A 12373-nucleotide genomic window follows, 5' to 3' on the forward strand; every position below is an offset into this window, starting at 1 on the left:
GGTGCAATATAAAGTTGGTAGAGTAGCATCTGTTAGCCGTGGAAGAGAATCTTTTCGACCAGGGCTTCCGGTGCCAAAACGGTACCAAGAAATCAGGCAAATAAAAATATATGGTGCAGATCAGCCGTTTTTCACTATATTTTGGAGAGAAAACCATGAAAAATATGAGATAAAACGGGATTAAAGTATCGTGAAGGTGGACGTACTGTAGGATCAGGACGTGTTGCTACAATTATCGAGTAATATTCGTGATGGCATTGAGCCGTGCAAATAAGTAAATAATATCAGGGAAGAGTGCTTGCATTCTTCCCTGTATTTTTTTACTTATTTATGGGGCGAAATCCCGCGATTGAATGAGTCAGTTGAAAAATCCTACGCTATATCTGATTTTTCTGAATCAAATAAATCTTAAGAGCAAGTTCTATTTCCGTATGTCTGGAATTATCTCTCAAATCAATTTCAAGTAAATCACAAATTTTCTGAAACCGATATTTCACAGAATTATAATGTAAAAAAAGCTTTTCAGATGCCAGCTTTAAATTCCATCCACAGTTGATGATAGACTGTAGTGTTTCAATCAGGTTTGCATGATGCTGGTCATCGTATTGCTGCAGAGGTTTTACATATTTATCGCAGAATTCAATTGCCTCGTTATTGGATGAAATAGAAAATAATAAGCGATAGATTCCAATCTGATCATAAAAGAACAGGCGGTTAAATTGCTGAATCTGATAGACAGTCTGGATGACCTGCTTTGCCTGTTGGTAGCTGTTGTGAATATTGATAATGTCATCTACATACATTCCAACTCCCATTGAAATAGTAAAAGGAACGGCGTTCAACAGACTGTGCTGGATTTGACTGAATGTATCTGCAAGGGTTTTACGGGCGCTGACAGGCAGTTTTCCAGTGATTAGAAAGGCAATAAAGTCACTCTGTGAATAATAAATAGTGGAAGGGAATGCCTGCTTGATATACTTAATAGAAGTATCAAAAATCTGGTCTGTATATTTCTGAAGCTTTTCATTTGTTCCGGTATCCAGATTACGCAGATAATACTTTTTAATATTGTTTATATCGATGATCGCAACAAATCCGCCGCCGTCCAGATTCCAGCCGTATAAATGGGCACGTGTATTGATCTCTTCACGCGTTTTGACGTTGTTAAGCATTAGATCACCTACAAAAGAAGAGTAATATTTCTCTTCGATCATTCGGTTACTGATTCGGATCTGCATACGCAGGATAATTACGATACTGGCATATTCGATCGCTGTTTTGTAGATATTGGAGTCAGTATCCGGATATGTCCGGTCAGAACGGTCAGAAAGAAGCATAATATATCCAAATTTCTGCTCTTTATTGACAACGTCGATACACTGATATTTCTCTCGGTATTCATTTAAAATAATTTCATATGATAATCCCTTCAGATAAAGACTATCCTCGCTTACATTTTCAGAAAAATATACTTTGTGGAAAACAGTATCAACATAGGCAGTCGGTTCCTGGATCAGAGTACTCAGTGTCTGCAAAATTTGATGGATAGAGCGGTCATTTATTGCCAGTTCCAGGAAACTCTCGTGAATCTTGGAAGATTCTTTTAGCTGCTCCGCCTGTTTGGATATAATTTCGGACAGAGTTGGATTGATAATGTCGGCAAATGCATAGATTGCCGGACAGTAGATCAGTGGCAAAGCTTTTTCATCACAAAGTTTTTTGGCATTTTCCGGAATAACCTTTATGTACCGGTCCGATTTGACAATTAGTGCACTGATATTTCTTGACAACAGCTTGCTGATGAAATCAAGAAAAGCATTAGGCGTCTTTTCCAGGGCATAGGTCGTTGTGATCACAACTTCATTTCCTTTTAACCACTGGAAGCCATCCGGAGTATCAACGACGGTTACTGTGGAGATTTCTCTGTGTACACCGAGATTTCCGGAAATAAGTTTTAATCCCTTAATAGTTGGCAGTTCTAATAGTTCTTCGACAGTCATTTTTAGTCTCCTTGTAATAAAATTGTATCTCAAATACAAAAACTGATAAAATAATTATATCACAAATACAAAAAAATGATGTCGAATATAAAAAAATCAAGATAAATTTGTACATGATATATATAGAAAGCAAAGTTATTAAGTTGTAAACTTATCATCAACAAGAGGAAACTGGATAACAAAAAAGGAACATGAAAGAAGAAAGGAAGAGAGTATATGGATTATGTAGAGATTTCTAATTCAATGATAGTGTATTTGCTTTGTGGTATTACTGTAGCAATTGCATTTGTTCAGGCTGTTCTTTATATCCGAATGGCAAAGAAAATGACAGTGAAGGCAAACATTCCGGCAACAGTGCCGAAGACAGCATTCAGAGTCGGTCTCATTTCCGCAATCGGACCTGCACTTGGTGTATTTATCGTAATGGTTGGTCTTATGACTTCGATCGGAGGTCCAATGGCATGGCAGAGACTTTCCATTATTGGTGCAGCACCGACAGAGCTTACTGCAGCAACGCTTGGTGCTGAAGCGGCAGGCGCAGAGCTTGGAGGAGCTGGATTTACACTGAAAGTTATGGCTGTCAGCTGGTTCGTAATGGCACTCAACGGAGCCGGATGGCTGGTTGTAACAGGTCTTTTTACACCTGCACTTGAAAACTTAAGAACAAAGATGAGCGGTGGCGATTCAAAATGGCTGGTTGTAATGAGTGGGGCCTGTTCACTTGGTATCTTCGGTTATCTGGATGTCAACGAAATTGGTAAAGGATGGGGAAATGCAGCAGCCGTTGCCGGTGGTATTATCGGAATGGCAATCCTTGAAAAATTTGTAGCAAAGAAAGTTCCAAAAATCAGAGAGTACAATCTTGGTATTGCAATGATCATCGGAATGTTATTTGCAATCATCTATGATATGGCAGTTGGAGCATAGGAGGGTATGATTATGGAAAATAAAGAATTAATGTCAGAATGGAAAAAGAATAGTATTAGAATCGGTACTCCTACAAACCTGCTCGCAGCATTTACATCATTTATACCGGTTATCTGGCTGTGTATTACCTATAACTGCTGGCCGGATCCGAAAGTAGTACTTGCAGGATGGGGAATGGTTGCATTATCATTTGGTGCATTCTATGTTGTTGAACCAATTTCTTACTATGCAGCTCTTGGACTTACTGGTACATATTTAAGTTTCCTTTCAGGAAATATCGGTAACATGCGAGTTCCATGTGCAACAATGGCTCTTGAAACGACGGAGAGTGAACCGGGAACGCTTCAGGCAGAGGTGGCTTCTACAATGGCAATCTGTGGTTCTATTATTACAAACCTGATCGCTACAACAGCAGCTGTTTTAGTAGGATCAGCAGTTGTATCCGTACTTCCAGATGTTATTGTATCCGCTCTTACAAAATATGCAGCAGGTGCAATTTTCGGAGGAACTTTTGGAACCTATGCATTGAAATATCCTAAAGTTGCCATCTTTGGTATGGGACTTCCGCTTATCCTTAAATTTACGATCGCTCCTCCGGCATGGGTACTTATCGTTGTGTCTGTATTCGGAAGCCTTGGATTTGCAAGACTGTTATATGTAAAAGAAAAGAAAACTGCTTAGTGGGAAATGAATAAAAAGCAAAAGATTCATAGAGAAAAGAGGGAATAAGCATGAGTATGTGGAAAGAATGTGAAGGTTTACAGGAAGAACTCGTAAAAATACGAAGAGAGTTGCATCAGATTCCGGAATTTGGTTTTGATCTTCCGGAAACGCAGAAATATGTAACAGATAAATTGGATGAACTCGGAATTCCTTATAAATGTTCAGGAACAGACAGCAGTATCATTGCAGAAATCAAGGGTGGGCAGCCAGGTAAGACGGTTGCACTTCGTGCAGATATGGATGCACTTAAGATTACGGAGGCAAATGATGTCGATTATAAGTCCAAACATGAAGGTCTGATGCATGCCTGTGGACATGACAATCATATTACAATGCTTCTTGGAGCCGCAAAAGTTTTAAATGCACACAAAGCAGAGATTAAAGGAAATGTAAGGCTTTTGTTCCAGACAGCAGAAGAATTATCCAAAGGTGCAGAGATCATGATCAAAGATGGCGCAATGGATGGTGTAGACGCTGTATTTGGACAGCATATTGGAAGTATCATCAACAAAGATATCCCGGCAGGAAAGGTCATTATTACTCCTGGATGTTGTATGGCATCATTCGACAGATTTGTGATCCATGTAAAAGGAACTGGCTGTCATGGATCTACTCCGGAAAAAGGAACAGACCCGATCACAATGGCATCTCATATTGTAATTAACTTACAGGAGATCATTGCACGTGAAGTTTCCGCAGTAAAAGCTGCAGTTGTAACAATTGGTTACTTCCATGGTGGTGTTGCTTATAATGCAATTCCAAGTGAAGTAGAAATCGAAGGAACGATCCGGGCACTGGAAGAACCGATGAGACAGTACCTTGCAAAACGAATTGAAGAGATTGCAAAGAGCACAGCGGCAACATTCAGAGGAACAGCAGAAGTTGAGATGGACTGGGGAGCACCTCCGGTAATCAATAACGATGAGATGGAAGCACTTGTAACTGAAGCCGCAAAAGAAGTTGTAGGTGAAGAGGATGTTGTAAGTAAAGTTCCGGCACCAAATATGGCAGGAGAGGATTTTGCATACTACTTACAGAAAGCACCCGGAGCATTTTTCTTCCTTAGTTCTTCTAATCCGGTAAAGCATACGGATGTTCCTCATCATAATCCACACTTTAATGTAGATGAAGACGTGCTCTACAAAGGATCAGCAATGTTTGTAAAGATTGTAGAAGCTTATCTGAAGTAGTATAATAAAGCAAAAAAGGCAGGATAAGAGTATGAATGCACAGATGATGATTTTATTGTATGCGGTACTATTGTTTGTAGTGATCTATTTTATGATGGTAGTTCCGGGAAAGAAAAAGAATAAAAAAATGCAGGAACTCCATGATTCGATCAAGGTTGGAGATGAGATTCTTACAATGGGAGGGATTATCGCAACAGTAAAAGAACGGGATGGTGAAATCCTTACAGTAGAGATTGATCCGGAAAAAGAAATCTGTATGAAAATTCTGGTCTATTCTGTATCTACGATTCGTAAATAAGAGCTAAGAGCAAAGGGTGTTTCTCTGTAATATACCAGAAAAACACCCTTTTTAGTATGTTTGTGTACAAGAAAAACTGCCAGTAGCAGTTTTTTTGTAGTTTATAGTTTTTGGAAAATAATAAAAAATCAACCATGCTAAAAATGACCAAAATTCATTTTTTAATTATGAAATTATTGTGACTATTTGATATTGACCATCAGTCATTTTTTTGTATAATATTCTATAGAATAAAAATGTAAAGACAGGGAGATGATTATTGTGGTCAAAGCGGGAAAATGGATAGCAAAACACAGATTTATAATTTTGTTACTGGGGATACTGCTTTTGATTCCGTCATTTATTGGAATGGCGAAGACAAGAATTAACTACGACTTGCTCAGTTACCTTCCGGAATCACTGGAAACAGTAGAAGGACAGGACGTTATGGTGGATGAATATGGTATGGGTGCATTCGCCATGGTTGTTGTAGAGGATACGGACATGAAAGATATCCAGAAGCTGGCGGATCAGTTTAATAAGGTTGATCATGTCGAAAAAGTATTATGGTATGGTGATGTGGCAGATCTTTCACTGCCGGTAGAGATGATACCATCCGATTTGAGAAAAGCCTTCTACAACGGAGATGCGACACTGATGCTCGCATTATTTGACAATACGACTTCATCTGACGAAGCAATGAATGCAGTCGGTGAGATGCGTAAGATTGCCAGCAAACAGTGTTTTATTGCAGGTATGACAGGTGTTGTAGCCGATATCAAGAATGTAGCAATGAAAGAAGTCCCGATTTATGTTGTAATTGCGGCAATTCTTTCTTTTCTGGTGTTGGAAATTACCGGAGAATCCTTCCTGGTACCGATTTTTTTCCTGATCAGTATAGGTGTAGCAATTGTATATAATCTGGGAAGTAACATTTTCCTTGGCGAGATCTGTTACATTACAAAAGCGCTGACGGCGGTATTGCAGCTGGGTGTTACGATGGATTACTCCATTTTCCTGCTGAATAGCTACGAAGAGAACAAGCGCCGTTTCCCGGGAGATAAGAACCGTGCGATGGGACATGCGATTTCTAATACATTCAAATCCATTGTAGGAAGTTCTGTCACCACAGTAGCAGGATTTGTAGCTCTTTGTGTTATGACATTTGCACTTGGTCGTGATCTTGGTATTGTTATGGCAAAAGGTGTTATCATTGGAGTGCTTTGCTGTGTAACAATCCTTCCGGCAATGATTCTTATCTTTGATAAACCGATTGAAAAAACCAAGCATAAACCGCTGATCAAGAGCATGGATAAGGTTTCGACATTTATCACCAAACATTATAAAGTATGGATCGTTGCTTTCCTGATCTTGCTTATTCCTGCTATTTATGGCAATAATCATACAAAAATTTATTATAATATTGCACAGTCACTTCCACAGTCACTTCCATCAAATGTGGCAAACAGTGAACTGAAAGATGACTTTGATATGAGTACAATGCATATAGTTATGGTAGATAAAGACATGGATGCCAAAGAGAAAAAGGCAATGATGAGTGAAATTGATGATGTCAAAGGTGTAAAATGGACACTTGGACTTAACTCCATCGTTGGATCTTCTATTCCGGAATCGATGATCCCGGATGATGTAAAGAGTATGCTTCAGGGTAAGGATACCGAGTTGATGTTTGTATGTACCAAGTATGAGTCTGCAACTCCGCAGGTCAACAAACAGATCAAACAGATTGATAAGATTGTAAAATCCTATGATAAGTCTGGAATGGTAATCGGTGAAGCACCACTGATGAAAGATCTGCAGGATGTAACAGACATCGATCTGACAAGGGTTAACGTTATTTCAATCGCAGCAATCTTTATTATCATTTTGCTTATATTTAAATCCATCTCGCTTCCGATCATTCTGGTTTCGGTTATCGAGTTTGCGATTACGATTAATATGGCGATTCCGTTCTATCAGGGCAAGAGTCTTCCGTTCGTTGCAAGTATCGTTATCGGAGCAATCCAGTTGGGAGCAACCGTTGATTATGCAATCCTTATGACGACCAGATATCAGAAAGAACGTATGAAAGGCAAAAGTAAGAAAGAATCTGTTGCGATTGCACACAGAATCAGTATGCCATCGATCATTACTAGTGGACTGAGCTTTTTTGCGGCAACATTTGGTGTGACTTGTTATACACAGGTTGATATGATCGGTTCTATCTGTGAACTTCTTTCAAGGGGAGCGATCATCAGTGTGATCGTAGTACTGACTGTCCTTCCGGCAATGTTCCTGATCTTTGATCCGGTCATCTGCAGAACAACTGCTGGATACAGAGTGAAAAAAGATAAAAGTAAAACAGTTGTAGAGCCGACAGCATAGGCTCTGCTGAAAAGGGAGCAGGCTTAACTGATTGAAATCAGCAAAAAGCCTGTTCCTTTTTGCTGTCATACACTTAGAGAAAAATGGCATCTGAAGAAGCTTTTTGTACGTTGAAAATGGGAAGAAATGGCTGTGTACAGACCTTTCCAGAAAATAGAAGGTTGTTCTTTTGATTAAAATAGTATATACTATCTTAGTGTTACCCCAAAACATTCAAGAAAGGATTACATTTATGAAAATGCAGAAAAAACGAATCGTACAGTGCGGACTTTCTCTGATCTGTGCATTCGGTATCGCGCTGTCGGGGATGTCGGTACATGCAGAAGAGGTGGACAGCCTCGAAGATAAGACCAGTAATCTACAGAGTCAGTTGGAAGGGATCAACCAGGATCTGGTTACGATCAGCAATGAAATCGCTGAGACAGAAGTGAAAATTGAAGAGTCTAATAATGAAGTATTCCGTTTGGAAGCATCGCTCCAGATTTCCCGTAATAACGAGGAAGTACAGTATGCAAACATGAAGACTCGAATTAAGTACATGTATGAAAATGGTTCGGACACACTGCTTTCTATGATATGTGAAGCAAAAAGTATGGGAGAGTTCCTGAACCGTGTAGACTTTATCCAGAATATTACAAAGTACGATAAGGATATGCTGGAGAATATGGTGAAAGTACGTGAAGGTATTGAAGAGCAGGAGGCTGAACTGAAAAGCAGGCAGCAGGAACTGCTTGACCTGCAAAGCCAGCTGGACAGTGAACAGGCAGCGCTGCAGGCAAAAGCAGAAGAGACTTCGACAGACCTTGCCACGGTAAATGCACAGCTTGAGGCGGCACGTGCGGCACAGAAAAAGCAGGAGGAGGAAGCCCAGAGGAAAGCGGATGAGCAGTTGGCAAAAAAGGCACAGGAAGAGACAAAGCAGGCGTCAGCTTCCGCCGGAAGTAATACATCTGCGGGCAATAATTCCGGGAACAGCAGTTCAGCGGGGAATAACAGTTCTTCTGGCAATAATAATCCTTCTAACAACAATTCATCGAATAATACTAGTTCCGATTCTTCCAATTCCGGAAGCGGTGGCTATGTGATCCCATCAGGCGGTCTTACCCCGTCAAAGGGAAGGATCTGGTATAATGGACATACCGAGACTTACTATTCTCAGAAGGTACTTCCGGGAGGAGGGCTTGCGATCCCAGGACGCCATATAGCAAGTGACGGAACAATCAGGGATGCCGATGGTTACATTGTTTTGGCAAGTGATGATTACCCGAGAGGAACAGTTGTAGAGACGTCACTTGGTGCTGGAAAAGTATATGATACCGGAAGTGGATCCGGAAATATAGATCTGTATACAGATTGGTAAAAGAAAAGCGGGGCAGTAAAGGACAAACCTTTTACTGCCCCGCTTTTGAATTTAATGGGATATGTATTTTCAGTGAATCGAAAAAGCATATTTTGCTTTGTACTGGAGAAGTCCGGTTACTGTGCTTCGTAGGTTGCCTTAGCGTCACGTATCAGCTTGTCGAATTTATCTGCATCCCATGCAGCACGTCCTGTAAAGAGTCCATGCAGAAGAAACAGAAAGGTATTTACTCACCGGAAAGATGGGCTCACTACAAAGTTACAGGTGAAGCTGCACCGGAAGAATAAAAATGTTATAATTTGTTTATGGAATGAAGTCCTCTTGTGTGTTACAATACAAGAGGACTTTTGTTTTATAGAGAATAGTTGTCGAACGAAAGGGTGAAAACTATTAAAGAAAGGAAAGTGTTTACGGAAGAGAAAATTACAGTTCGGATGACAGATACATACCTGTTTGACTTTACGTTATAGCATACCTATTCGAAACTGGCAGGTTTTCTGACAAATATTCTGGGAGCAGCGATTGCTTTTATGGGAATCATCATGCTGGTTATGGGAAAGATAAAACTCGTGCAGATTATTTTTTATCTGGTAGCAGCGGTTGTGACGAATTCGCTCCTGGTAGGAAATGAACTTGCAGCAGTAAGACATGTAGAACTGTATATGATCGGCGGTCATGTGGACGGTCATCTGGCAGCGACGATGGGAGATGCAGCCATTGAGAATATGGAAAAATTTCATGTAGATAAAGGATTTATCGGAGTACACAGTATCAATTTTGATGTGGGTCTGACATCCATCGCAACACCACAGATGCAGGTGAAGAGAGCGATATTCGAAGCATCCAAGCAGGTGTTTGTTCTTGCTGACAGCAGCAAATTCGGAGGCGGATATGTGTCCGTGATCTGTCCGGTTAAGGATGTATACAAGATCATTACGGATTCGCAGATCAGCAAAGAGTATATCCGAAAAGCGGAGCATGAACAGATTCCACTTGTGATAGCCGGAAACCGGGAGCAATAATATGATATATGAGAGAATACAAAAGGGGCGCTTTTTAAAGCGCCCTAATCGATTTATAGCAAAAATAGAAATAAATGGAAAAGAAGAAACGGTCCATGTGAAGAACACAGGGAGGTGTGCGGAACTTCTGGTTCCGGGAGCAGAAGTGTTTGTCCGGAAGTCTGAAAGTGCAGGGCGTAAGACTGGCTGGGACCTGATCAGTGTCAGGAAGGCTGACCGGCTGATCAATATGGATTCCCAGGTGACAAACAAAGTGGTGCAGGAATGGATTGAAGCCGGGAGATGGTTCAAGGACGTGAAGATCGTCAGACCGGAAGTTACCTATAAGAATTCCAGGTTTGACCTGTATGTGGAATATGAAGAGAAAAAAGCGTTTATAGAAGTGAAAGGGGTTACGCTGGAAGAAGAAGGCGTGGTAAAGTTTCCGGATGCACCGAGCGAGCGGGCAGTGAAGCATTTAAAAGAGCTGGAAGAAGCGGTGCAGGATGGGTACGAGGCTTATGTATTCTTTGTGGTCCAGATGAAAGGAGTACGTTATTTTACACCAAACAGACAGACTCACAAAGAATTTGCAGATGTTCTTGCAGAAGCAGCGGAAACCGGGGTTCAGGTGATCGCAAAGGACTGTTTTGTAACGGAGGATTCCATTGCAATTGCGGACGAAGTTCCGGTAGTACTTACCAATCCACAGCTCTATGAAGCACCGGAGCTGCTTGTGGAATGGTACAGAGAGCGGAAACGGGATCTGCCATGGAGACATCATGTAAATGCCTATCGGGTATGGGTGTCTGAAATTATGCTACAGCAGACGAGAGTGGAAGCAGTAAAGCCATTTTTTGAGCGTTTTATGACAGAGCTTCCAACGGTAAAAGATCTAGCCGAGGCACCGGAGGATAAGCTTTTAAAGCTCTGGGAAGGGCTTGGATATTATAACCGGGTACGCAATATGCAAAAAGCAGCGCAGAAGATCGAGGAAGAATACGCAGGAAAATTTCCGGAAAATTATGAGGAGATCAAGGCGCTTCCAGGAATTGGAAATTATACGGCAGGGGCAATTTCTTCTTTTGCCTATGGAATTCCAAAGCCGGCAGTGGACGGAAATGTTCTCCGGGTGGTATCAAGACTGCTGGCGAGCGATGAAGATATTATGAAAGCGTCTGTCAGGACAAAGATAGAAAATGCGATTGAACCGGTGATCCCGGAAGATGCAGCATCGGATTTTAACCAGGGGCTGATCGAACTTGGTGCGATTGTCTGTGTGCCGAATGGGGAGGCAAAGTGTGAAATCTGTCCTCTTACGGGAATCTGTGAAGCGAAAAGGCTGGGAATCCAGAATGAACTGCCGGTGAAGAAAAAGGCAAAAGCGCGCAGGATTGAGGAGAGAACCGTTTTGATTTTTAAGGATGGTGATCATGTGGCAATCCGGAAACGACCGGATAAGGGACTGCTTGCAGGTATGTATGAGTTCCCGAATCTGGACGGAAAGCTTACGATGGACGAAGTAACTGCTTACAGTAAATCTATCGGGCTTGCACCGATTCGTGTGAAAAAGCTGCGGAATGCGAAGCATATTTTCAGCCATATTGAATGGCATATGACTGCGTATGAGGTGATCGTGGATGAACTGGAGAAGAACTGCAAAGAAGAGATGATCTTTGCACATCCGGAAGAAATACAAAAGGAATATTCCATGCCATCGGCGTTTAGCGCATGGAAGGTGAAATAAAAGAAGGACATTGCTTTTCGATTTTGCGAAATGCGATGTCCTTTCTTTGGATCAAACAAAATAATTATAAGTGTTTAAATCACCTGACGTGCAAGCCGTGGTGACTTTGCACCTTCCTGTGCATAAATTAGTGTGTACAGGAAATATGCCATCACACATGCAGCAACTACATCCACTACGGAATGTTGCTTCAGGAACAGGGTTGACAGAATGATCAGAATGCTTAAAACAAGAGATCCTTTCTGGATCAGTCTGGAGTGCTGAAGCTTCTCGCAATGGGAAATTGCGATGTAACAACAAATAGAGTTGTATACATGAAGACTTGGAAGCACATTCGTAGGTGTATCCGTCTGATAGATCCGTTTAACCAGTTCGATACAGAAGTTATCACGTGTAAATACTTCCGGTCTCAGGTTCAATCCATTCGGAAATACCGTGCAGATGATCAGAAAAATGGTCATACCGCTGAACATGATCGCGGAGGCTTTGTAAAATCCCTGTTTATCATTAAAGAACAAATATCCCAGTGTGACTGCAATATAAGCAAACCACAGCAGGTACGGAATGATGAAATATTCACAAAACGGGATGTAGTCATCGAATATCGAATGGATTACAAAATAATTGTCGGTCACATGGCGTTCCAGATAAGTAAACCATGGAAAATAAATAAAAGCATATAGTAATACCCATGCATGGCTGTATGTATGCATCAGTGTCTTTAATTTTTTAAAAATATGACTCATGATAAAAATCAGCTCCT

The 12373-nt window shown here is 41.0% G+C and carries 11 protein-coding genes; 9 read left to right on the forward strand and 2 right to left on the reverse strand.

Features of this window, described 5'->3' with window-relative positions:
* Nucleotides 1–184 (forward strand): hypothetical protein (locus PG840_RS14155; protein ID WP_270613795.1); only part of this gene is annotated, 184 nt, incomplete at its 5' end.
* A 193-nt stretch (nt 185–377) separates the two neighbouring features.
* Here the strand turns inward: PG840_RS14155 and PG840_RS14160 are convergent.
* Complete coding sequence (locus PG840_RS14160) at nt 378–2000, reverse strand: PucR family transcriptional regulator (RefSeq protein ID WP_270613796.1); 1623 nt, start codon at nt 1998–2000, stop codon at nt 378–380.
* A gap of 216 nt (nt 2001–2216) precedes the next feature.
* Between PG840_RS14160 and PG840_RS14165 the strand changes: the two genes are divergently transcribed.
* From PG840_RS14165 to mutY, 8 genes are all read left to right on the forward strand, one after another.
* A complete protein-coding gene (locus PG840_RS14165) occupies nt 2217–2927 on the forward strand; it encodes a DUF5058 family protein (protein ID WP_022219994.1) in 711 nt (236 codons plus the stop codon).
* Between the two features lie 12 nt (nt 2928–2939).
* Nucleotides 2940–3608: a hypothetical protein gene (locus PG840_RS14170; RefSeq protein WP_022219995.1), complete on the forward strand. Its 669-nt coding sequence runs from the start codon at nt 2940–2942 to the stop codon at nt 3606–3608.
* Nucleotides 3609–3664: 56 nt separating this feature from the next.
* Nucleotides 3665–4840 (forward strand): M20 metallopeptidase family protein, encoded by a 1176-nt coding sequence (locus PG840_RS14175; RefSeq protein ID WP_270613798.1) that lies wholly within the window; start codon nt 3665–3667, stop codon nt 4838–4840.
* A 31-nt stretch (nt 4841–4871) separates the two neighbouring features.
* Nucleotides 4872–5138: a preprotein translocase subunit YajC gene (gene yajC / locus PG840_RS14180; RefSeq protein ID WP_118218326.1), complete on the forward strand. Its 267-nt coding sequence runs from the start codon at nt 4872–4874 to the stop codon at nt 5136–5138.
* Between the two features lie 252 nt (nt 5139–5390).
* Nucleotides 5391–7502 carry an efflux RND transporter permease subunit gene (locus PG840_RS14185; protein WP_181988910.1) on the forward strand — a complete coding sequence of 704 codons (2112 nt, stop codon included), beginning with the start codon at nt 5391–5393 and terminating at the stop codon, nt 7500–7502.
* Nucleotides 7503–7734: 232 nt separating this feature from the next.
* Nucleotides 7735–8862, forward strand: coding sequence for a coiled-coil domain-containing protein (locus tag PG840_RS14190; protein ID WP_117834615.1), 1128 nt, complete (start codon nt 7735–7737; stop codon nt 8860–8862).
* A 530-nt stretch (nt 8863–9392) separates the two neighbouring features.
* Nucleotides 9393–9884, forward strand: coding sequence for a DeoR/GlpR family DNA-binding transcription regulator (locus PG840_RS14195; protein ID WP_117834616.1), 492 nt, complete (start codon nt 9393–9395; stop codon nt 9882–9884).
* Between the two features lies 1 nt (nt 9885).
* On the forward strand, nt 9886–11610 hold the full coding sequence (mutY, locus tag PG840_RS14200) for an A/G-specific adenine glycosylase (protein ID WP_270205380.1): 1725 nt from the start codon (nt 9886–9888) through the stop codon (nt 11608–11610).
* Nucleotides 11611–11684: 74 nt separating this feature from the next.
* On the opposite strand, the gene PG840_RS14205 is transcribed toward mutY, so the two are convergent.
* Nucleotides 11685–12356: a phosphatase PAP2 family protein gene (locus tag PG840_RS14205; protein ID WP_270205379.1), complete on the reverse strand. Its 672-nt coding sequence runs from the start codon at nt 12354–12356 to the stop codon at nt 11685–11687.
* Nucleotides 12357–12373: the final 17 nt, after the last annotated feature.

Origin of the sequence: Coprococcus sp. AM97-35, from assembly GCF_027697525.1 — a bacterium.
Taxonomy (GTDB): Bacteria; Bacillota; Clostridia; order Lachnospirales; family Lachnospiraceae; genus Allocoprococcus; species Allocoprococcus comes.